At 57.3% G+C, this 22,014-nt stretch carries 24 protein-coding genes; 7 read left to right on the plus strand and 17 right to left on the minus strand.

Annotated elements, in window-relative coordinates; translation table 11 throughout:
- Positions 1–25: 25 nt before the first annotated feature.
- A complete protein-coding gene (locus ABNF92_RS05395; RefSeq protein ID WP_349343671.1) occupies positions 26–1,147 on the plus strand; it encodes a PQQ-dependent sugar dehydrogenase in 1,122 nt (373 codons plus the stop codon).
- Here ABNF92_RS05395 and ABNF92_RS05400 read toward each other — a convergent pair.
- Positions 1,141–1,554, minus strand: a complete 414-nt coding sequence (locus ABNF92_RS05400) for a GFA family protein (protein ID WP_069184169.1) — start codon at positions 1,552–1,554, stop codon at positions 1,141–1,143. The genes ABNF92_RS05395 and ABNF92_RS05400 overlap by 7 nt on opposite strands.
- Before the next feature lie 121 nt (positions 1,555–1,675).
- Here ABNF92_RS05400 and dkgB point away from each other — a divergent pair, with 121 nt between their 5' ends.
- The gene (dkgB, locus tag ABNF92_RS05405; protein WP_349343672.1) at positions 1,676–2,485 is read left to right on the plus strand and encodes a 2,5-didehydrogluconate reductase DkgB; all 810 of its coding nucleotides are present in this window, start codon (positions 1,676–1,678) and stop codon (positions 2,483–2,485) included.
- On the opposite strand, the gene ABNF92_RS05410 is transcribed toward dkgB, so the two are convergent.
- The 4 genes from ABNF92_RS05410 to ABNF92_RS05425 all read right to left on the minus strand — a co-directional run bounded on the left by ABNF92_RS05410 (position 2,454) and on the right by ABNF92_RS05425 (position 5,535).
- Positions 2,454–3,131 carry a DUF6064 family protein gene (locus ABNF92_RS05410; protein ID WP_349343673.1) on the minus strand — a complete coding sequence of 226 codons (678 nt, stop codon included), beginning with the start codon at positions 3,129–3,131 and terminating at the stop codon, positions 2,454–2,456. The two genes, dkgB and ABNF92_RS05410, sit on opposite strands and share 32 nt — an antisense overlap.
- The gene (locus ABNF92_RS05415; protein WP_349343674.1) at positions 3,128–4,063 is read right to left on the minus strand and encodes an aldo/keto reductase; all 936 of its coding nucleotides are present in this window, start codon (positions 4,061–4,063) and stop codon (positions 3,128–3,130) included. The genes ABNF92_RS05410 and ABNF92_RS05415 overlap by 4 nt, the downstream gene beginning before the upstream one ends.
- Positions 4,064–4,258: 195 nt before the next feature.
- Complete coding sequence (locus tag ABNF92_RS05420) at positions 4,259–5,029, minus strand: glutathione S-transferase N-terminal domain-containing protein (RefSeq protein WP_349343675.1); 771 nt, start codon at positions 5,027–5,029, stop codon at positions 4,259–4,261.
- A 32-nt stretch (positions 5,030–5,061) separates the two neighbouring features.
- Positions 5,062–5,535 (minus strand): sterol desaturase family protein, encoded by a 474-nt coding sequence (locus tag ABNF92_RS05425; protein ID WP_349343676.1) that lies wholly within the window; start codon positions 5,533–5,535, stop codon positions 5,062–5,064.
- Positions 5,536–5,921: 386 nt separating this feature from the next.
- On the opposite strand from ABNF92_RS05425, the gene dacB reads away from it, so the two are divergent.
- The gene (gene dacB, locus ABNF92_RS05430; RefSeq protein ID WP_349343677.1) at positions 5,922–7,427 is read left to right on the plus strand and encodes a D-alanyl-D-alanine carboxypeptidase/D-alanyl-D-alanine-endopeptidase; all 1,506 of its coding nucleotides are present in this window, start codon (positions 5,922–5,924) and stop codon (positions 7,425–7,427) included.
- A gap of 46 nt (positions 7,428–7,473) precedes the next feature.
- Here the strand turns inward: dacB and ABNF92_RS05435 are convergent, their stop codons facing one another.
- Both ABNF92_RS05435 and ABNF92_RS05440 read right to left on the minus strand, forming a co-directional pair.
- On the minus strand, positions 7,474–8,853 hold the full coding sequence (locus tag ABNF92_RS05435; RefSeq protein WP_349343678.1) for a DUF4397 domain-containing protein: 1,380 nt from the start codon (positions 8,851–8,853) through the stop codon (positions 7,474–7,476).
- 154 nt (positions 8,854–9,007) lie between these two features.
- Complete coding sequence (locus tag ABNF92_RS05440; RefSeq protein ID WP_041645013.1) at positions 9,008–9,247, minus strand: DUF2798 domain-containing protein; 240 nt, start codon at positions 9,245–9,247, stop codon at positions 9,008–9,010.
- A 144-nt stretch (positions 9,248–9,391) separates the two neighbouring features.
- Here ABNF92_RS05440 and ABNF92_RS05445 point away from each other — a divergent pair, with 144 nt between their 5' ends.
- Positions 9,392–10,270 carry a DUF6279 family lipoprotein gene (locus tag ABNF92_RS05445; protein WP_349343679.1) on the plus strand — a complete coding sequence of 293 codons (879 nt, stop codon included), beginning with the start codon at positions 9,392–9,394 and terminating at the stop codon, positions 10,268–10,270.
- 70 nt (positions 10,271–10,340) lie between these two features.
- Here ABNF92_RS05445 and ABNF92_RS05450 read toward each other — a convergent pair whose 3' ends face one another.
- The 5 genes from ABNF92_RS05450 to ABNF92_RS05470 form a co-directional block, all read right to left on the minus strand.
- Entirely contained in the window at positions 10,341–11,111 is a 771-nt protein-coding gene (locus ABNF92_RS05450) for an SDR family oxidoreductase (protein ID WP_349343680.1), read from the minus strand.
- A gap of 17 nt (positions 11,112–11,128) precedes the next feature.
- A complete protein-coding gene (locus ABNF92_RS05455) occupies positions 11,129–11,818 on the minus strand; it encodes a histidine phosphatase family protein (RefSeq protein ID WP_349343681.1) in 690 nt (229 codons plus the stop codon).
- A complete protein-coding gene (locus ABNF92_RS05460) occupies positions 11,818–12,882 on the minus strand; it encodes a phosphotransferase family protein (protein ID WP_209398665.1) in 1,065 nt (354 codons plus the stop codon). The genes ABNF92_RS05455 and ABNF92_RS05460 overlap by 1 nt, the downstream gene beginning before the upstream one ends.
- Before the next feature lie 51 nt (positions 12,883–12,933).
- A complete protein-coding gene (locus tag ABNF92_RS05465; RefSeq protein ID WP_008176103.1) occupies positions 12,934–13,752 on the minus strand; it encodes an SDR family oxidoreductase in 819 nt (272 codons plus the stop codon).
- A 188-nt stretch (positions 13,753–13,940) separates the two neighbouring features.
- On the minus strand, positions 13,941–15,152 hold the full coding sequence (locus ABNF92_RS05470; protein ID WP_349343682.1) for an acyl-CoA dehydrogenase family protein: 1,212 nt from the start codon (positions 15,150–15,152) through the stop codon (positions 13,941–13,943).
- A gap of 153 nt (positions 15,153–15,305) precedes the next feature.
- On the opposite strand from ABNF92_RS05470, the gene ABNF92_RS05475 reads away from it, so the two are divergent.
- Positions 15,306–16,199, plus strand: a complete 894-nt coding sequence (locus ABNF92_RS05475; RefSeq protein WP_349343683.1) for a LysR family transcriptional regulator — start codon at positions 15,306–15,308, stop codon at positions 16,197–16,199.
- Positions 16,200–16,202: 3 nt separating this feature from the next.
- On the opposite strand, the gene ABNF92_RS05480 is transcribed toward ABNF92_RS05475, so the two are convergent.
- The gene (locus tag ABNF92_RS05480) at positions 16,203–16,559 is read right to left on the minus strand and encodes a hypothetical protein (RefSeq protein WP_349343684.1); all 357 of its coding nucleotides are present in this window, start codon (positions 16,557–16,559) and stop codon (positions 16,203–16,205) included.
- Between the two features lie 29 nt (positions 16,560–16,588).
- On the minus strand, positions 16,589–17,359 hold the full coding sequence (locus ABNF92_RS05485) for an EAL domain-containing protein (RefSeq protein ID WP_349343685.1): 771 nt from the start codon (positions 17,357–17,359) through the stop codon (positions 16,589–16,591).
- Positions 17,360–17,548: 189 nt separating this feature from the next.
- On the opposite strand from ABNF92_RS05485, the gene ABNF92_RS05490 reads away from it, so the two are divergent.
- Positions 17,549–18,703 (plus strand): isocitrate/isopropylmalate dehydrogenase family protein, encoded by a 1,155-nt coding sequence (locus ABNF92_RS05490; protein WP_349343686.1) that lies wholly within the window; start codon positions 17,549–17,551, stop codon positions 18,701–18,703.
- 7 nt (positions 18,704–18,710) lie between these two features.
- On the opposite strand, the gene ABNF92_RS05495 is transcribed toward ABNF92_RS05490, so the two are convergent.
- From ABNF92_RS05495 to ABNF92_RS05505, 3 genes are read right to left on the minus strand one after another with little or no spacing between them, the layout of a single operon-like run.
- Entirely contained in the window at positions 18,711–19,283 is a 573-nt protein-coding gene (locus ABNF92_RS05495; protein WP_349343687.1) for a DUF1439 domain-containing protein, read from the minus strand.
- Positions 19,276–19,467: a CPXCG motif-containing cysteine-rich protein gene (locus tag ABNF92_RS05500; protein ID WP_069184151.1), complete on the minus strand. Its 192-nt coding sequence runs from the start codon at positions 19,465–19,467 to the stop codon at positions 19,276–19,278. The genes ABNF92_RS05495 and ABNF92_RS05500 overlap by 8 nt, the downstream gene beginning before the upstream one ends.
- Before the next feature lie 9 nt (positions 19,468–19,476).
- Entirely contained in the window at positions 19,477–20,703 is a 1,227-nt protein-coding gene (locus ABNF92_RS05505; RefSeq protein WP_136629632.1) for a pyridoxal phosphate-dependent aminotransferase, read from the minus strand.
- A 239-nt stretch (positions 20,704–20,942) separates the two neighbouring features.
- Between ABNF92_RS05505 and ABNF92_RS05510 the strand changes: the two genes are divergently transcribed.
- Positions 20,943–21,926 carry a D-2-hydroxyacid dehydrogenase gene (locus ABNF92_RS05510; protein WP_349343688.1) on the plus strand — a complete coding sequence of 328 codons (984 nt, stop codon included), beginning with the start codon at positions 20,943–20,945 and terminating at the stop codon, positions 21,924–21,926.
- Positions 21,927–22,014 lie beyond the last annotated feature (88 nt).

Consider the following 22,014-nt stretch of genomic DNA (forward strand, 5'->3'; position numbering starts at 1 on the left):
GACACCGTTAAAAACGGAGGCTCCAATGGGTATTCTCAAGCACCTTCTCCTGACCGGCACCCTGTTACTGGTCGCTGTCTCGAGCCAGGCAAATCAGACCTTCTCCTCAGATAGAGCGGATTTTCGCCTCGAAACCGTGGCACAGAACCTGGAACACCCCTGGAGCCTGGCATTTTTACCGGATGGCGCCATGCTGGTCACAGAACGGGAAGGTCGGCTGCGGATGATCCGGAACGGTTCGTTGCTGGAGGCGCCCATCAGTGGCGTACCGGAGCTCGTTGTATCCGGGCAGGGAGGATTGCTGGACATTATTCTGCATCCGGACTTCAAGCAGAATCAGGTGCTGTTCCTGAGCTACGCCCACAGAAACCGGGAGGGTATGACTACCCGGGTAGCTCGCGCGCGTTTAAGTGGTGATCGCCTCAGCGACGTCGAAGTGATTTTTGAAGCCCTGCCTCGCTCCAACGGCGGCCGCCACTTCGCCGGCCGGATGGAGTTCGACCGGGAGGGTAACCTGTACGTGGCGGTTGGCGACCGTGGCGACATGGATCGCGCCCAGGACAACGCAGACGATGCCGGAGGCGTTCACCGGATTACGACCGAAGGCTCTCCTGCTCCCGGCAATCCGTTCCTCGGCACCGCCGGCGTCAACGACACCTTTTACACAACCGGCAACCGAAATATCCAGGGCATGACTATCCATCCGGAAACGGGCGAGATCTGGAGCCACGAGCATGGTCCCAGGGGTGGTGACGAAATCAATATTATCCGTGCCGGAACGGACTATGGCTGGCCAACAATCACCTACGGCATCGACTACTCTGGCCTGCCCATCACCAGTAAAACCAGCCAGGAAGGCATGGCCCAGCCACTGCATTACTGGGACCCATCCATCGCGCCCTCAGGCATGGCGTTCTATACCGCGAATCTGTTCCCGGAATGGCAGGGGGATCTGTTCGTCGGGGCGCTAAAAATGCGCAAGCTGGTTCGCCTGCGCATTCAGGACGGCAAAGTGACCGAAGAGGAAGATCTTTTGACCGATCTCGGCGAACGGATCCGCGATGTGCGCATGGGCCCGGGCGGCGCCCTCTGGCTACTCACGGATTCACCAAGAGGAAAGGTTTACCGGATGGTTCCAGTTCAGTGAGGGTCGTTGGTTCTTTCAGTCTTTTCGAACTGCGGGAGTTGGTCGGTTATCTCGAACCAGTCCGACTTTGAGCCAACAAAAACATGCTGGGAAGGCCCTTTTTCCAAAGGCTCGTTGATGCAACCGACTCTCAGCCTGAGGATCCCGGGAATCGCATCAACACGGCTATAGAGCTGGCTGCCACAGCGACTGCAGAATCCCCGGTACTTGCCCGGGCGTGATTCGAACTCGGTAATTCTGTCTTCCCCGGACACGAATCGGAACCGCACCTTTTGTACCGGTGCGCTGGCTGAAAACGCGCTGCCATGGGCACGCCGGCACTGGCTGCAATGGCACAGGGCAACCGGGCCGAGCGGGCCATCATACTGAAAACTAATATCGCCACACAGGCAACGACCGGTGTACATCGTCCGGGCCTCAATGCTTCGGTTCACGGGTTAATTCACGGGCGATGATACCCGCGAGCCACTTGAAGAACCAGTGTGCCGGCACCACTTTAGAAACACACGATTCGCTAAGGAGGACACTATGTCATTCAGCGCACTTCCGAAAATCGGCATGGGAACGTTCCGTCTAAAAGGCAATGATGCCCGAGAGGCCGTCAAGAGTGCCCTGTCTCTGGGCTACCGTCATATCGATACCGCCCAGATGTACGAGAACGAAGCGGAAGTTGGCGATGGCATCACCTCCAGCGGCATTCCGCGCCGGGAAATTTTCCTGACCACCAAGATCTGGCATGACCAGCTGCACGCCAGCGACCTGATCAACAGCCTCCACGACAGTCTCGCAAGGCTGAAAACCGACCATGTAGATCTGGCGTTGATTCACTGGCCATCACCCGGCGACGAAGTACCGATGGAAGAATATCTCGGTGCCCTGAGAGACGCCCAACGCGAGGGTCTTGCAGAGCACATCGGCATTTCCAACTTTACCTGTGCCCAGATGGATGAGGCGAAAAAGATTCTGGGCGACACGCCCATTTTCACCAATCAGGTTGAAGTGCACCCCTTCCTGGCCAACCGCACGGTTGTGGAGCATGCGCAGAAGCTTGGTATCACCGTGACCGGCTACATGCCCCTGGCCGTTGGTAAAGTGATGGAAGATGAAACCCTGCAGCGAATCGCCCGTGAAAGAAATCTTACCCCTGCCCAAGTGGCCATCGCCTGGGTGGCCTCCAGGGGCGTTGTACCCATCCCCTCCTCCACACGTCCGGCTCACCAAAAGGCCAATCTGGAGGCTCTGGACGTTCAGTTAAGCGAGGAAGAGATCCGAGCCATTGATGCGCTCGATCACAACGAGCGAATTGCTAATCCTGACTTCGCGCCGGCCTGGGACTGAGCCAGAAGCCGGCTCCAACCAGCAGCAGCGTAGCCAGCGGGGCGATCAGCAACCACCAGGTTTGCAGCACCCATAACATGGCTGCGCTGAACAGACTCCACAGCACCAGCAGCAGCGGGTAAAGCCAACGCCAGGGACCTGTTACCAGCGCAACGACCAAAGCTCCTGCCGCAGCGGTGGTGCCGGGAGCGATGCCGAACAGCGCGACCGACTGCCACTGACCGGACTCCGCCACCGCGAGGAAGGGCAATCCACAAACGGCAACCAGCCAGAGTACGAAAATTTTCCCGACCGGAAGCCGGCGCTTATGGACACCGCCGCAAAACAGGGCGGCCCCGAGCAATGCGCCCTGAGCGACAAAAGCCCAACCAAACCACGTCGCCGGCCAGTTGATAGGGCCGAAATAGCCCACCAGAAACCCGTAACCACTGGTTGCCCAGGCAATTGCCATCAGCCCAACGGCGAAACGCCTTGCCGCGTCCCCCTGCCGCAGAAGCAGCGCAGGAATACCGATAGCAGCAACCACCGCCAGCAACTGCCAGGGCCAGAGATCTTGGTTGATCCGGACAAACAACCGCAGAAACACCTGCGGTCCGAACATCACGAAATCCTGCAGCGAGTAGCTCAGCCAGTCCGCGCCACTCACAGAGACCTCACGTAAGACGCCATACGTTCACGCTGGTCGGCATTCGGCAAAGATCCGTAGAGCGCCCCCATGTTTTCCTTCATGTGCTCAACCTTGCTTGTCGCCGGAATGGCACAGGTCACCGCCGGATGGGAAATGATGTACTTGAGGAAAAACTCCGCCCAGTTACTGACGCCGACATCCCCGGCCCAATCCGGCAGCTGCTCAGACTGGAACCTGCGGAACAGCGAGCCCCCCTGGAACGGCCGGTTAACGATCACCCCGATTCCCCGCTCCCGGGCCAGCGGCAGCAACCGATCTTCAACCTCCCGATCCAGAACGTTGTAGGTCAACTGCACAAAATCCAGCGGCTCCCGCTCCATGATCTGCGCGAACTCCCGATGCCGGCGACCATGGGACGTAGTGATACCGATATACCGGACCTCACCGTTGGCTTTCATTTCCTTGAGGGTTTCAAGATGCCCCTGCCAGCCCAACAGATTGTGGACCTGCAACAGATCGAACTGATCAACACCCCAGCGCCTGCTCGAACGGGCTGCCTCCGACCGGGTTTCTGATTCGTCGCCGGTCCAGATCTTGGTGGCCGCAAAAATCCGGTCGTGGGCGTCCAGAGAATCCAGCACCTCACCCATAACATCCGCGGCACTGCCATACATTGGAGAACCATCAACAACGGTTCCGCCCAGATCGACGAAGGTCTTCAAAACCCTGGTGCGCTGCTGAACCAGTTGCGCGTCGCCACCCACGTTGAAAGTAATCCAGGTGCCCATGCCGATTACAGGGATGGATTCGTCCGTGCCGGGAATCCGGCGCATGATGGGAGATGACGAGGATGCTCCCTGCGTGCTTGCAAAAAGCATCGGGGATTTGAGAGCAATTCCGGCCAGGCCGGAACTGATAAGAAACTTCCTTCGAGTAATCCAATTCGCCATATCAGCTCCCCCACTGACATAAATTTCAGTGCGAATAGCACAAAGCGCAAGCAGCGCGGGTGGGTCATCCCTTCTCCAGACCGTGGAGGGCCATGGATGGCCCGACCGAGCCTACATGGAAGTATTTACGGCGTGTCTGGAGAAGGGATGACCCACCCGGGCGGCAGCTACATGGCTGACAGTCTTACAAACAAGTCAGTTCCCGTACTCACGATCCAGATACTTAAGAATCCGGGCAGATTCGAATAAGCCTTCGCCAGTATTGGGGTCTTCAAGATAGGGCACCTGAACCCGCTTGTGCACCTGGAAAAACGCATCCCGCTTGCCACCGGGAATCGGCGTATAGGGCCCTGGCTTGATACGCTGTTTCGCCGGCCCAATTTCCGTCCAGTGCTCCTTCCCCAGGTTGTGCAAGGTATAGGGAATTTCCAGCTCACAAAGCCGTTCCCGCACCAAACGCGAGAACGGACTGCCCTCGAAACTCCACAGGTGTAATGGCTGCTCCGGACGCTTGCCGGGGCTCACCCGCAGCCCCCGCATGGCGCTGGTCACCGAAGCCACAGAACCCAGAACCGGCTGCCACACCCGGCCGCGATAGTAGGATGGCACCGGCCGGTCCGCGTATTGCCTGAACAGGTACTCGATGATTTCCTCGGATTCGTACATGACCGTGCCGGTGTTCTGGTCCGCCAGTAATGGGAACTGTTGCTTGCCTCCCAATGCCTCCGCCTGGGCCCGGAAAACCGAACCACCCTGCGGACATGGCCGGATTTCCACATCGAGATTCAGGGCCGTCAGGGCCTCACGAACCCGCCGGCAGTAGGGACAGCCCTCCTTGTCGTAGAGCACAATGGGCTTTTCCGGCTGCGGGACGTTTTTAACCACCAGGCAACCGCGCCAGGCAGTGAGGGACGACGTGGCGACCGAACCCAGTATGTGGACGTTATGAGACAGCATATTCGACATAAACAAACCTTCTGTTGGAGACCGCGCCATTATCACGCAATCTGACGATTTTCCATTGGCTCCCGGGTACCCATGATGTGATCAAACCAGGGTTTGGTCACACACCAGTTGGCATTGGGGTTCGGCCCCATATGGTGATCATAGTGCCAGGGCAGATTCTCCCGCGCCCAATCCGGATCCAGATGTGAGCGCTTATGTACCCGGTAGTAATTCCAGGCGCTGTAGTAGAGCGTGCCAACAAAGAATGGAGCTAAAGGCAGTAGCGGAGTGACTGCTGCTGCCCCGGCAACCAGGGCAGCCACTTCCTTGGTCTGAGCGTTCCAGGTCAAGGGCAGATGACGGTAATCGTGATCAAGAAAGCCGTTCCGGCGCACATTGCGGTGATGATCGTGCCAATGAAACGACCAGAAACTCTCCCGGTTTCGACCCAGTTCATGAAGAACGTGTTTATGGAATACCCATTCCACGGCATTGGCGGTCAAAAGACCCAATGGAATACCAATCATGGTGCCCTCCTTTTGTTGTTTTCGGAACACTTGGTTACACACTCCCTAGGAAACGCCCTTTTGGATGCGGATTCCATGACTGAACTGCCGGGAAAAGCACCCATAAATCTGAACGCAAGGTCATTGACAACCCGGGGGCTAATTTTTGTCCACCTAACCCCATGATTCGCAAGGGCACTTACATCGCGTCACAAAACTTCAATACAAACAACGACACTACTGCCATTTTTTAACGTCATGTAGAGGTTTTCTGCATAGTACAAACCGCCAGGATGGGCTATTGTGGAGATATAAGAACTCATTGGATGGTGACCATGGTAATCCCGGGAATGCGACGCTCTGGCTCTTCGAGAGCCGAAAAACTGTGTCCTCGATTCAGACGCCCCATGCTGGCACCCCTTGTGGCTCTCTCTGTGATCGCGGCTGCTCCTCTTGCCTTTGCCGAGAGCGACGCCACCGGTTTCTCCGGGAATCGCCTCTGGACCAATGAGCTGAAAGATTACGCGGCTCAGTCCCTGCAGAATGAAGATGCCATGAGCATGGCGGCCATTCCGCTGAATGGTCCCGGCATCAACCAGTACATCAATGCTGATGCCCTGATGAGCCCCGGCTCCATCATGAAGCTGGTAACCACCTTTGCGGCACTGGAGGTACTCGGGCCCAATCACCACTGGGATACCGATTTCCTGACCGATGGAGTGATGGCGGGCGACACCCTTGAAGGTAATCTCTACGTCCGCTTTGGCGGCGACCCCAAGCTCACCATCGAACGGCTCTGGACAACGCTGAGGGAGCTGCGCAGCATGGGGATTAACAGAATCGAGGGCGACCTGGTTCTTGATGGCAGTTACTTTGAAGTCGATGGTGGTTTTCCCGCGTTTGAAGACAACGGCGACAACCCCCACGCGCCATTTCTGGTAGAACCTTCTGCTTACCTGACAAACCTGAACCTGATGCACTTCCAGGTGCGCGCCGATGAGCGCGGCACCCAGGCATGGAGCACGCCGTCTCTGGGCGAGGTCGTCATCGATAATCGCGTAGTGGCCACTGCCGAAGGACCCTGCCCGTCCCGAAGAAACTTCGAATGGGAACCCATTATTCATGAAGACCATCGGGTGACTGTTCGGGTTACCGGTGAACTTCCTCAAGGCTGCCGGAGCACCACCTACCTGTCGCTGCTGCCCCATGAGCAGTACAGCGCCTCGTTGATCCGTTCTTTGCTGGCCGACCTGGGAGTGGTTATTTCGGGCGGAGACATCAATGGCGTCACTCCAGAAGACGCACGGCTGGTCATGAAAACCACCTCGCCGGATCTGGTCACCATGGTGAGGGATATCAACAAGTGGAGCAGTAACGTGATGGCGCGCCAGCTGCTGCTTACCATTGGCGCCGAGAACCGCCTGGAAGACGAGAACGACGACCGGGTTGCCGGCATTCGGGTGATCTATGAGTGGCTCGAAGACAAAGGCATCAACACCGCAGGTATGGTCATCGACAACGGTGCCGGCCTCACCCGGCACGGCCGCATTACCGCCCGCCAGGGCGCACAGATTCTCCAGCACGCCTGGAATAGCGCTTACTCGGCAGACCTGATGGCCTCCATGCCCATAATCGCGATGGATGGAACCATGGCACGCCGCCTGCGCAATACCGGCATGGATGGCGAGGGCCGTATCAAGACCGGCTACCTGGAAAACGTGAGATCAATCGCAGGCTTCACGCGGGATGCCAATGACACCACCTGGGCCGTGGTGGGAATGGTGAATAACGATCCGGCCTGGAATGGTCAGGCGGTGCTGGACCGGATTCTGTATTCGCTGCATTTCCGGCCGCCAACGGGGACTGCGATTTCCCATGCCGATTCCGGCACATCTGAAACCAGTATTCAATAAAAAGCCCCGGCCGTGGCCGGGGCTTTGATACGCTTAAACATACCGATCAAGTCGGCGGCATCACGAAATCGTCCAGTAGAATAAGATCTGCACCGTCAAAGGCGTCATTATCTCTGGCGATAGCAGTGTAAATGCCACTTGCTTCGAGATTTATTTCCGCAGGCCCTATCGCGACGTTCCCATCAGGATCTGTTACGACAAGATTGTAGGTCCCGGGCGCAACAGCCAAATAGCCCGATTCTTCGCCAAACTGTACGCCGCTCAAAGCAGGCGAAGCATTACCCACTTCGGTTTGCCCATCGGGCAGAAGATAAACATTAACCGGACCGGCCAGTGTCGACCCATGTACTACACGAACCGACGCCTGAGTTGCGATGTCGCGAACAGTATCAGTTAACACCAGCGCCTCGATGTCCGCCAACAAACCGTTTGCGATCACCGTATACCCAGTACCAGCAGAGAATGCCAAATCGGCCTCAATCACAACGGTGGCATTGTCGTTGAATGGCGTAACCTTAACGTTCTGGGTCCCAACCGGAACCTGTGCGTAGTTATCCAGCATAGCGCCGGGAGCAGCCTCTGGGTAAGCCAAGTCGTTCACCGACACAACGTCATTCAAAAGCACATCTACGTCAGGAGCATCATAGGAGTTGTGAACAACACGAACTCCAGACTGCTGGCCCGCGTCAAAAATTTCGGCAACATTACTGCCGTTCAACACGACCAAGCTGATAGGGCTTGCATCGCCATTGGCGCCAGTATTGTCAACGGCGCCGACCAGAAGGTCAGAACCTGCTGGCAAGCCGATTTGGCCACTATCAAAGACAACAGTATCGGAGCCTGCAGGGGTAACCCGAATCTGATAGTCGTTTGAGGCAGGAAGCTCCAACGGGCCTACACTCTCCTTGAAGGAGAAGCTGAAGGTAGCTTCGGCGGGAAGCGGGTCGCCTGAAGCCGTGACATAAACATCGACAGGACCAGCGGCGGCGGTCTGGGCCTCAGGCGACAGATGGACAACTCGCAAACGCGCACTATCAGCATCTTCACGGGCGCCATCATCGGTCAGAATCAGCGGCTCAATGGTCTCGTCACCTACTTTTCCGACTGCAATTACGTCATAGCTGGTATCGGAACGCAGCGAAACCCCATCGGCAGAAATCACTGTCACCGTTTCACCGCCCGGCAGCAATCCATCGACAGCGATATCAGCGAGACCGGCACTCGGCGCCAGAACCGCGGCCTGCTTGTAATCCGCTCCCGGAACGACGACATCACCATTCACAAGAACATTAACCGCAGGTGCATCCGAAGACGCATGCAGGATTCGGACACTGGTGGTTGCCGGATCATCGTCGTCATCCAGCCAACACCCGGACAGCGCGACACTGCCCGCCAAAACCATCGGTAAAGCGTATTTTGTCTTCATTTTTCACACTCCCCACTTTTGAGGTTGTTTACCAGGATTTGAGTGGTTCGAACCTGCACAATTTCCGTCCATGAATCGTGCGCCACTGCATTTACGGGGAGTCAGAAAGAACGGATTTGCAACTTTTAACATTTAAGCTTACAGATGTACGCAATTAATCGAACCTGCGCATGGTGAACTCAGTCATCTTCCCGGCAAGCGGCGCGATGAAAGTCACGAGCGGAAAAGCAACGGCCCAGGCAACGAGAAAAGCGGGCCCCCACCGGTAGTGGAATTCACCGTCGATGCCCGTGTTGATGAAGGTGATCACCCCGGACATCAGCAGCGACATAATTCCGGACATGTAAAAACCAAAAATCAGCTGGCGTAGACGTGAAAGTCTCATTTTGCTCATGACTTCTCCTGAACAATGCTCCAGGGATCCCCGGAACAGCATCTGAAAGGGGTGATATGACGTACACTGTTGTCAGTAAAACCTGAAATGATAGTGAGCTTGCAATCTTTTTTCGATAAGCCTTTTTACCAAGACAGGTGGGCCATGGATACTGCCAAACACGGGGCACCCGGTTTTTCCAAACCGTTTGTCCTAATTCTGGTACTGGCGTTTGCTCTGGTTGGCTGCAGTTCAACCAAGCTCGCTTATCGATACGCGGACTGGGGCATCGTGTGGTGGGTAGAAGACTACGTGACACTGACGGCCGACCAGAAACAGCAGCTAAACAACGATATTGAGCAACTCCGGCAGTGGCATTGCAGTGCCGAGTTGCCCCGCTATCAGGCCTGGCTGGATGAGCTTGAATCTGACGTAGCCAGTAGCCCGCCAGATCAGCCCACTGTCGAATACCACCAGCAACGGCTTTTCGGTTTCTTCCCAAGTCTTTTGGAGCGGGCAACACCGGTGGCGGCAAGTCTGCTTTCAAGTCTGAGCGACGAGCAGGTCAACGAGTTAGCGGAAAACATGGCTCAGAGCCAGCGGGAAATGGAAGAGGAGTTCCTGGCCGATTCCCCGGAAGCGACTGCCGAGGCCCGGGCCGAAAGGACAGCGGAGCGGGTTGAGCGCTGGCTGGGGGAACTGAATAGCGAGCAGCGCGACATCGTGCGTCAATGGTCTGTCAACCGGGGCGCCCAGACTGAAATCTGGCTGAAAGGCCGCAGGAACTGGCAACTGGCCTTACTTGAGGCACTTGAAATAAGAAACGAGCCGACGTTTGAGGCGGAACTGGAATACCTGATTCTCAATTCCGAGGAAGTACGGGGCGAGGATTACAAAGCCATGATGGCAGAGAGTCGGGTGGCCATGGCCTCGCTGATGCATGACCTGATAACGGCAGGTGACGCTGCAACGCTTGCCCACCTGCAGAACCGGGCGGTAGAGCTCAACAGTGACTTTGCAGCGCTTACCTGCTCGCCAGCCTGAACGTTCAGGTTGATCGAAACGAGGTCAGATGAAAGCAATCATCCGACCCCGCCTCAACTTCAGATAAGCTTCAGACTGTCAGGTAACCACCATCCGCATTAATGCAGGCGCCAGTGGTATAGCTCGAGGCATCAGACACCAGATAAAGCACGGTACCGGCCATCTCGCTTGGGTCTGCCACACGCTTCATGGGAATATGGGCCATGGCCTGCTTCTTGATCGCCTCATTGGTAGTGAGGGCGCTGGCGAACTTGGTATCGGTCAGCCCCGGCAGCAGTGCATTAACCCGGATCTTCTGCTGCCCCAGCTCCATGGCAAAGGATTTGGTCATGGAGATCACGGCGGCCTTGGTGACCGAGTAAATTCCCTGGTAGTGCCCCGGATTAACCCCGTTCACGGATGCAACATTCACGATGGAACCGCCACCGGCTTTCTTCATCATCTGGGCGCCCCGGGCACACATGAAGAAATAGCCCCGTATATTCACATCCACGGTTTTGTTGAAGGCACCCAGATCGGTATCTTCAACCGGCCCGAAGTAGGGATTGGCGGCAGCGTTGTTTACCAGAATGTCCAGTTTGCCATGGCTCCGCTCAATGTGGGCCCAGATGCTGTCGATCTGATCCATCTCACCAATGTGGCAGGCGTAAGCTTCGGCGCTGCCGCCGGCATCCCGGATGCTGCTGGCCACGGCCTCGCAGCCATCGATCTTGCGGCTGCTGACGATGACGTGCGCGCCATACTCGGCCAGGGTCCGGGCAATGCTTTCGCCGATGCCGCGGCTGGCGCCGGTAATCAGGGCAACCTTGCCGGTCAGATCAAACAGGTTCTTGCTGCTCATTCGTTCACCTCGATTCACTATCGGAATGTCACCAGGGCGGGGTCATCCGCTTCCAGGTGGCTGTAGTTGTTAAAAACGGCCAGGCTGCGCCGGGGGCCTGAATACAGGACCCGCGAAACGCTGGTATTCGCGATCACCTCATTCAGGGCGAGTGCCCGGGCATCGTCCAGCCCAAGCAGATACTGGGCAATCACGGAAATCGGTCCGCCAGAGGTGGCCACCAGTACGTCACCGCCATCGGCGTACTCAATCATATCCTCGAACGCCGCCAGAACCCGGGCCTTGAAGTCGGGCCAGCTTTCCTCGTATTCGTGATCAAATTCACCCGAGGCCCATCGACGCACTGCATGTACGAAGGCCTCCTGAAACGCCTTGGCCGGCTTGGGGAATGCCTTGAGATCCCGCGCCATGACCGCACGGTCACTCCACTCCGGGCGGTATCGGGCCACCACTGTGGTATGGTCGAACTCGTTGAAACCCGGAGCTACCTGCATATCCGGCAGTGCACTGCCGTAGCCGGTGGCGATGGCCTCCACCGTTTCCCGGTGGCGCTCCAGATCGCCCCCGAAAATCGCGGCCGGGTCCACTTTGCCAGCCATCCAGCGGCCAAGCACCCTGCCCTGCTCCCAGCCGGTGGGAGACAGCTGGTCGTAGTTCTCCTTGCCAAAACTGGCCTGGCCGTGGCGAACCAGATAAATCGTCGCCATTACAGGGTGCTCTCCGCAATCAGTCGCTGGCAGCGCTTCTCAAGATAATTGGCTGCATGGCCAAAGGCAGCGAACCGCTTGTCTTTGGTCTGGCCATGATAGAACCGGTAATAGATCTGCTGGATAATCACCGCAAGCCGGAACAAGCCGTAGATCTCATAGAAGTCGAAGTTGTCGACCTTGAAGCCGGATTTCTCCATGTAATACTCCACCACTTCCTTGCGGGTGAGCATGCCCGGGCGATGGGTCGGCTGCCGGCGCAGCATCTGGAACGGGCCTTCATCATCGGCTTCGATCCAGTAGGCGAGACTGTTACCCAGATCCATCAGCGGATCGCCGATAGTGGCCATCTCCCAGTCCAGCACGCCGATCACCTCGAAGGGGTTGTCCGGATTCAGCACCACGTTGTCGAAGCGGAAATCGTTGTGGATCACCACCTGGGCAATGTCTTCGGGCATCTTGTCGTTGAGCCAGCCCATGACCTGCTCAAAGTCGCCCACATCGTCGGTGCGGGCCTTGCGGAAGCGGTCACTCCAGCCGCCAATCTGGCGTTGCACATAACCCTCGCCTTTGCCCAGCTTGTCCAGGCCTGCGGCTTTGGCATCAACCCGGTGAAGATCCACCAGCTTGTCGATCACATTCAGGCAAAGCTTGCGGGTATCGGCTTCACTGAGCTCGAAATCCTTCGGAAAGTCCTGGCGCAGGATAATGCCCTTCAACCGCTCCATCACGTAGAAATCGCAACCCAGCACGTCGTGATCATCGCAGATGGCAATGATATTGGGCACATAGGGATAGACCGGCTTGAGCGCCCGCATAACCTTCGCCTCACGCAGCATGTCGTGGGCGGACTTGGCGATCTTGCCGAACGGGGGCCGGCGCAGAACATAGGAGCGATCACCGTAATCCACCTGGTAGGTCAGATTGGAGGCGCCACCCGGGTATTGACGAATCTCCGGCTCGCCTTGCAGGTCCGGAATCGCCGCTTTCATGAACCGGTCTACCGCGCCGGCGTCCAGTTCTTCACCTTCCCGGATGTCCACGGCCTGGTCGATCTGGGTCATTCAGGACTCTCCTTTTGAATCTTCACTTTGAGACAGTTAAAAACGGCGCCATCAGGCCTTGCTACCACCCATCTTGCTCATCCAGCGCTTGCTTTCCTGGTGCATCAGCCAGTCAAACGCCTTGGGGGCATGGCGCTTGAGCATCCACATGCGACGCTCCTTGGCGTGGGGCAGCACCCAGAAGCTCTTGTTGTTCACCGAACGGAAAATATCCTCGGCCACATCCTCGGCGGTTACCGTGGAGCGCTTCATCAGCTTGTTCACGTTCTGCTGAATGCCGGGAATATCTGAACGCATGCTGCTGGTCAGATTGGTCTGGAAAAACGCCGGGCACACGCAGCTCACATGAATACCGGCATCCCGAAGCTCCTGGCTGAGTGTCTCGGACAGGGCGATCACGCCAGCCTTGGTCACATTGTAGCTATCCATCAATGGCGCCAGCATCAACCCTGCCATCGAAGCCACATTTACAAAGGCCCCGGAGCCCTGCTGCTTGAACTGCGGTGTAAACGCCTTACAGCCGCGAACGACGCCGAGCACGTTGATATCGAGAATCCACTCCCAGTCCGCCATGGTGGTGTCCTCGATGGAACCGGCCGAGGCCACGCCGGCGTTGTTCACAACCACATCGACGCCACCCCATTTCTTCACCAGATCATCCCGAACCTTCTCAAAGTCCGTCAGCCGTCGAACATCACACTCAACGAAGTAGCCCTCGCCCCCGGCGGCGTTGATCTCTTTCTCAACACCAACGCCCTGCTCCGGATTGATGTCGCCAATACAAACTTTCGCGCCTTCTTTGGCATAACGCAGCGCGATGGCGCGGCCAAGTCCGCTCGCGCCGCCCGTGATGAATACTCTTTGTGTCATCAATGCTTCCCCGCTGTTATCTTGCTAAAAACTGAAACCAACTCCGAAGTACGACGGATTTGGCGGAAGGGTGTTTCTGAAACTGTGCGGAGCCATGGATGGCGGAGCCCAAGCGTCACAGGGACGTGCCGCAAGGAGCGTGTTTCAGAAACACCCTTCCGCCAAATCCAGCCTCCTGATTCAGATTCTCAATTTTTATATTTACGGAGCTCCAGACGGGCCACCATAGCCCGATGCACCTCGTCGGGCCCATCGGCCAGCCGCAGAACTCGAGCATAGGCGAACAATTGCGTCAGCGGGAAGTCGTCATCACTGACCCCGGCACCACCGTGAATCTGAATGGCCTGATCCACAATGGTCTGCAGCATGGACGGAATTACGGCCTTGATCATGGAGACTTCTTGAAGCGCCCCCATGATGCCCTTGGTATCCAGTGCCCAGGCACATTTCAGTGTCAGCAGGCGGGCCTGCTCAATGGCCATCCGCGCGTTGGCGATGATGTCCGGATTGCCGCCCAGCTTGGCGATGGGCTTGCCGAAAGCCTCACGGGTGGTTGCACGCTTGATCAGAATCTCCAGCGTGCGCTCCGCTGCCCCGATGGCCCGCATGCAATGGTGAACTCGTCCCGGCCCAAGGCGACCCTGGGCGATCTCGAACCCGCGGCCCGGACCGGCAATGAAAGCGCTCTCGGGCAACCGGACGTTGTCGAACAGCACCTCGCCATGGCCATAGGGCTCATCGTATTCACCGAATACCGGCAGCATGCGCTCGATCTTGACGCCCGGGGTGTCCAGCGGCACCAGCACCATCGAGTGGCGACGGTGCTTGTGGGCATCGGGATCCGTCAGCCCCATGAAGATGGCAACCTTGCAATCAGGGTGTCCGATGCCGGTACTCCACCATTTGCGACCGTTCAAAACAACTTCGTCGCCTTCAATAACGGCGGTGGCTTCCATATTGGTGGCATCGGAGGAGGCTACCGCCGGCTCGGTCATGCAGAAGGCGGAGCGAATCTCACCACTTAGCAAACGCGGCAACCACTCGGCTTTCTGCTCTTCAGAGCCGTAGTGGATCAGTACTTCCATATTGCCCGTATCCGGCGCGTTGCAGTTGAAGATCTCCGGCGCAATAAAGCTGCGCCCGGTCTCCTCGGCAATCAGGGCATAGTCGGAGTTCAGCAGGCCGCAGCCGTATTTGTCGTCCGGAAAGAACATGTTCCAGAGGCCCTGGGCTTTGGCCTTTTCCTTCAGCTCCCGGATGATCGGAAGCACCACCCAGCGGTTATCCAGGGAGGCAAGGTCCTTGTGGTACTGCTCTTCAATGGGAAAAATCTCATCCTTCATGAACTGCTTCACGCGGTTGAGATAATCCTGGCCTCTCTCGGAAATATTGAAATCCATCGCCGTATCCTCGCTGACTGTTGCGCCGTGGTATGCACGGAAAATCACATTAGGGCCAGTCTAGGGATGACCAAACTATTACGCGACTGAATTTTCCTTATCGTTTATTATTAACCACGCTTATTCAAAACGAATCGTAAACGGACTCCACCCATGGCCCTCAATCGCCTTGATCTGAACCTGTTGCACGTGTTCGATACCATTTACCGGGAAGGCAGCCTGACCCGCGCGGCCAGAGCGCTGCATCTGACCCAGCCGGCCGTCAGCCATTCACTCTCCCGGCTTCGGGACCATTTTGATGATCCATTGTTTACCCGCCAGGGCAATCAGATGGTGCCAACCCCCCTGGCACGCCGGTTCCTCGAATCCATGCGGCCAGGGCTTACTCAGATACAGGGCGCGGTAAACCAGTTTCATGCCTTTGATCCGGCCACCCAGCGCAAAACCTATTCGCTCGGATTGCGGGACATTCTGGAATCCACCTTCCTCCCGCGCCTTATGGCTTGCCTCGATGCCTACCCGGAACTGGAGATTGTCAGCCAGCGGATCGCGCGGCGCGACATGGAGACGCAACTGGCTGCAGGCAAACTGGACTTTGCCGTGGATGTGCTGCTGCCGGTAAGCAATCAGACATCTCACGAACTGTTGCGGCGCGACCGCCTGGTAGTGCTGGCCCGGGAGGGGCATCCACTGGCAGACGGCACTCTGGATATGGAAGGGTACCTGTCCGCAAAACACGTACTGGTGTCATCACGGACAGAGGGCCCCGGAATTGAGGATTTCGAGCTATCGAGGCTTGGGGTACAGCGCAGTATCCGACTCCGGTGCCAACATTATTACGCCGCCTGCAGAGTGGTAGAGAATACCGATCTGCTGCTGACCATGCCGGAAGCCTATGCCCGCATCATTGCCGAGCGAGCCAACATCCGGATCATGGATCCGCCAGCAGACCTGCCGTCCATCGACGTTCACCTCTATTGGCACAAGGCTTACGAGAGGGAACCGGCGCTGATTTGGTTCCGGGAACAATTAAAGGCCATCAGTTGATGATCAGTAAGCCCCGACAAGCATGAGGAAACCGAAAAATCCGATAGCTGTAATGCCCAGGGAGGCCACGACAATAGCAAGCCCCCACCAGATGGCGGCGCCGTCGGATATTGCCACATCATGGCCTCTGAGGGTTCGGTAGAAAGCCCAGGGGCCCAGAACAAACGCGCCAACCACCGCGAAAACCAGCCCCACGCTGATACCGGCGAAGGTCCAGGTAGCCAGAACCATGGCCCGGTCTTTTACCTGGTCAGTAACACCATGATGCTCGAGAAATTTCTTGCAGAAAAACCAGATAAGGGCGAACAGGATGATGACGAAAACCAGTCCGCCCACCACGGTAATCATTCTGTATAGCAAGATATCCTTCCTGTCAGTTCAAAGGCGGTTTATGTGGGAAAGTCGGGCTCCGGAAGGCACTCGAAACCCGGCTTGGCAAACAGGTAGCCCTGGTAGAGATTGATGCCCTGGGATCGAAGCCAGAAATACTCTTCCTTCGTCTCGACGCCCTCGGCAATAATCTCACCGCCCAGCTGTTTCATCATTGTGATGATCCCGGCCACCACCGCCTGTTTGTTGGGTTCGGTATGGATATTACGAACCAGCGCCATATCCAGTTTAAGGAGATTGGGCGGGCTCGCCATCATAATGTTGTAGCGCGAAAAGCCGGCGCCAAAGTCATCAATGGCGGTACTGAACCCCATTTCCTGGTAAGCCTCGATGATAGACACAAGGTGTTCTACCGAGGTTGAGTTAAGCGCCTCGTCCTCGGTCAGCTCGAAAATGATTTTACGAGTATCGAAATCGTAGGTCTTGGCCGCTGCCAGGGTTGTACGAATACAATATTCGGCCCGGTAGACGGCATTCGGCATAAAATTGATGCTGAGCATCGTGTCCATGCCCAGCCTGGCGGCCAGCTTAACCGCTTTCACGCGGCATACCTGATCAAACGCATAGCGATTGTGCTCATTTACCTTGGAGAGAACGCTCATTGCGCCCTCGCCTTCCGTGCCCCTCACCAGGGCTTCATAGGCAAAAACCGATTTGTTGATAACATCCACTATGGGCTGGAACGCGAAGCTGAAGGAAAAATCCAATCCCGCTCCACAGGCGCATTGCTCACAATGAGACTCATCAAAAAGTACGGCGGGCTGGTTCACTTCAACTCCTGACTGCAGTTCTGGCGGTTTTACTGTGTTTATTAGACATGTTTTTGACCAATATAGCTGCGAACCCCTCCCTGGTAAAACCACTTTGTGGTTAAAGCATGTCAAACGGTGGAATCCCCGGATTACATGACTAAACTGGGGTTTGTTTATACGTATCTGTCCCCAAAAGGAGTTTCCCGAATGGCCCAATCTACCCGTATCGCTGTAACCCCGGGCGACGGCATAGGCCCCGAAGTGGTGGCCGAGGCTGTGCGCTGCCTGGAAACCCTGCGTGCAAAACACGGCCTGGACCTTGAGTGGACGCGATTCCCCTGGCCCTCCCACGCCTGGCACGAAGAACATGGTGAATCCATGCCGGCGGATGCCCTGGCCCAGCTTCAGAAATACGACGCCATTCTTTTGGGCGCCCTTGGCGATCCGGGCCCTATGGACGATCCGGACCGCTACCTGTTGCCAGACAGCATATCCCTCGCCCCGCTGCTGGACATGCGCAAGGGGTTCGACCAGTGGGTCTGCGAGCGTCCGGCCCGGCTTTTGCCGGGCGCCCGGCAGTATTTGGCGGACGAACGCGCCAAAGACATCGACATGCTTGTGATTCGGGAAAACTCCGAGGGTGAATATGTCAGCCAGGGCGGGCGGTTGCGCAAAGGCACGCCGGACGAAGTGGCCACGCAGATGGAGATATTTACACGCAAAGCAACCGACCGGATCATCCGCTATGGGTTCGAACAGGCGCGAAACCGTGCTGCTGATCGGGTCAAGGAAGGCCGGACGCGGACCTTCCGGACACTGGATGGCCGCACCTGCGAAAGCCAGGTCTGCCTGATCACCAAGCGTAATGCCCTGCGCTACTGGGGTGATATGTACACCGAGGCCTTTGACGAAATCAGCAAAGAATACCCGGATGTGGCCACCCACCATGAGTTGGTGGACGCGGCCTGCATGAAGTTCGTGCAGAGCCCCTGGGCCTTTGATGTGGTGGTAGCCAGCAACCTGCAGGGCGACATCCTAACGGACCTGGCCGCCGTGCTGTCAGGGGGCATGGGGGTTGCGCCCTCCTGCAACCTGAACCCCACCGACCCGGACATGCCGTCCATGTTCGAACCCACCCACGGCAGCGCTCCGGATATTGCCGGACAGGGCCTGGCGGACCCCACCGCCATGCTTTTCACTGCCGCCCGCATGCTCGAATGGCTGGGGCGCAAGGATCCTGCCATTGCCGCCGCAGGGAAGGAACTGTTCGATGCCGTAGCTGCAGACCTGGCCGAAAACTCAGGTCGTCGGCGTGGCACCCACGAAATCGGTTCTGCAATCTGCGAGAGACTGTCTCAGTAAACCAGGGCTACTGGTCGGCCATCACGAATTCCAGCCGGCCAGGCGCCACGCGCACATCTACTGGCATCATACCGAACATACGCTGGGCGAAATCGGTTTCGTCCAGCCGGTATACCGGCATGGTCTCCAGCATCTGGGCCACCAGCCGCATGACCGTATCGGTTACCGGCTTCAGATCCCCCTTGAAGAACGGAGAGTCGATACTGCTTTCAAGAAGTTGCAATCGCCGTATGAAGATGGCTTTCTCCGAGCTGTCGTAAACCGGCGCCCCCTCAACCTTCAGGGCAATATCCACCGGTAGCTTCGCCATCAACGCATTCAGGGCAACCTGCCCCCTCACATCGATTACTGCCACGTCCCGGCCATCGGGCCCCAGGGTGATGTTGGCGTCATCGAGACTCAGGCTCAGCGGGGAGCCGCTGTTCAACTGGTTTCGATCAAATTCGCTCACAACATCCTGGAGATGCCTCTCCAGCTCGCCTTCAGAAATCGAATAAGGCGACAGACTGGCGCAGCCGCTGGCGAGCACCACCATCACGACCAGAAGAGTGCGGCAAACACACAGCGACGTTCTATTCATTCTCAGCCCGGGCCTCTACATGAGGTGTCAGATTGTCGTCAAAAACCACGCGCAACAGTATGGGCCTGCAGCAGACCTGGCAATCCTCGACATACTCCTGTTCCGGCACTGACGGGTCGACGCTGATATCCAGCGTCTCCCAGCAGTACGGGCACTGAATCAATACCGAGTCCAGGGCTGACATGGCATCACCTCAGAACTGTTGTTTGGCCATCCACGGGATGACGCGATCAAACGCCTCTTCCAATTTCTCGCAGGTTGTGGAGAAACTGATCCTGACGGCGTTGGTACACCCTTCACCGAAGGCATCACCGGGCACCATGCAGACACCGGTTTCCTTCAGCATCCGCAGGGCCAGATCCGAACCATCCACATGGGGTGGAAGGTCAGGAAACGCAAAAAACGCACCGCCCGGCTTGTACCCGGTCATGTAGGGGGTCTGATCAACCAGTTCAACCACCTTGTCCCGACGTTCCCGGTAAATGTCGACCATATCGCGAACGCACTGCTGGTCCCCCGTGAGCGCTGCCACACCGGCAAACTGGGAGGGGGTATTGGCCACCGACGTGGTGAACATATGGTAGCGCCGCAGCGATTTTATGGCGGCCTGGCTGGAAATCACCCAGCCAACACGCAGCCCCGCCATACTGTAGGTTTTGGAGAAGCTGCTGATGCACATGATGTTGTCCAGATCCATCGAGCAGTTCAGCACACTGGCGAAGTCGTCATCATCAAAGATCAGATGGTCGTAGACTTCGTCCGCATAAACCTGGATACCCCGGTAGGCACACTCCTCAAGGATGGTTTCAACAGTGCTGCGCGGATAAACCGCCCCGGTCGGGTTGTTGGGGTTGTTCAGGATCAGCGCGAAGGTGCGGGGCCCCATCGCCCGGATTACCTCATCCGGATCCAGCTGGTGGTTGTTCTCCGCCCGGGTCTGGACGAATTTCACCTCGCCACCATTCATCCGGATCAGGGGCGCATACAGCAGGAAGGACGGGTCCGTTACGATAAACTGCCGGCCTGGCGCAGAGGTGGCGGAAATGGCCAGGTACATGGCCTCTGTGGCGCCGCTGGTAATCAGGATGTTGTCCCGGGTCAGCTTGCGGTTGTAACGCTTGCCGTAGTAATCACGCAGTGCCACCAGCAGTTCCGGCAGTCCGGCATCCATGGTGTAGCCGGTCTGCCCCGCATTGAGTGCATCGACATAGGCATCAATTACGTGCTTGGGGGTCGGCAGGTCCGGCTGACCGATGGAAAGATGAATGACATCCTTCATGGTGGCCGCCATGTTCACCATGCGCCGGATGCCGGGCACCGGAATCGCCTGCATGGCAGGGTTCCAACTGGCCTTGTTCTTCCGGTACTTCACTCGACGCGGTTTGGTCTGGCCGGTTTCTTTGTTGGCGGCTTCTGCCATAAACACCTCCTGCAAACGGGGCAAATAGAATCCACTCCTGCAGGTTAGTCAGTATGGCAAGCCTCTACAAGACAAAAAATCATATAGATGATGTACGTGAAAGTACCGCCATCACCGCGATCAGAGCAAAATCTGTTGCCCCGCAAGTTGACCCGACAGTACCTGCCGACCAGACTGTAAATTGGCCATGGACGAACACCAGGCACAGACAGTCACTCATCATCATAGGCGGAGGCTCAATGACTCAGCACAGCAAACCTGTTGTTACCGTTCTCACCGCACCCGGGGAACAGGAACCGCCAGGAATGGACGCCGTCAGGGCCCGCGCAGATGTGCGCTTTGCCTGTGACGAGCCTACCCTTCGCGACACCTTGCCCGGCACCGACATCATGATGGTGACCGACTTTCGCACAGAGGCCCTGGCGGCCGCCTGGCACACGGCAGACAAGCTGAAATGGATCCACGCCACCAGTGCCGGCGTGGATGCGCTGATGTTCCCTGATCTGATCAAGGGCGATGTCACCGTGACCAACGCCCGCGGCATTTTCGACCGCACCATTGCCGAGTACGTGCTCTGCACTATCCTGATGTTCGCCAAGGATTTTCCGAATTCCATCCGGCTGCAGATGAAGCACCAGTGGAAGCACCGGGACACCGAGCGCGCAGAAGGCAAGCAGGTTCTGGTTGTTGGAGCGGGCTCTATCGGCCGCCAGATCGGCCGGCTGGTTGGCGCTGCCGGATTGAAGGCCCACGGCATTGCCCGCAAACCGAGAAAAGAGGACCCGGATTTTGTCGCGGTACACGGCAACGACGACCTTTACGAGCAGCTGGGGCATGCCGACTTCGTGGTAATTGCAGCACCCCTGACGCCCCAGACCGAGGGTCTGTTTGACGAGAAAGCCTTCAAGGCCATGAAACAGTCCGCCCGACTGATCAACATCGGCCGCGGTCCGATCGTCAAAACCGATGATCTGATAACAGCCCTGAAAAGTGGCGAAATCGCCGGCGCCGGCCTGGACGTCTTCGAGGAAGAGCCGCTACCTGAAGATCACCCGCTCTGGGACATGGAGAACGTCACCATGACAGCCCATATGGCCGGCGACTTCATCGGCTGGAAGCGGGCCCTGACCGACCAGTTTCTGGAGAACTTCGACCGCTGGCACAAAGGCGAGGAGTTGTTCAACCTGGTGGATAAGGAACTGGGGTACGCCGGTAGCAAGTAAGAGTGCTCATTCGAGCCTCGGAGCGAGCGTCGGGACGGGTTTCCAAAACACGCTGTGGATACCTCCCTGTACGCTCGGCTCCGCCATC

This window comes from Marinobacter sp. MMG032 (genome assembly GCF_040112695.1).
Taxonomy (GTDB): Bacteria; Pseudomonadota; Gammaproteobacteria; order Pseudomonadales; family Oleiphilaceae; genus Marinobacter; species Marinobacter salsuginis.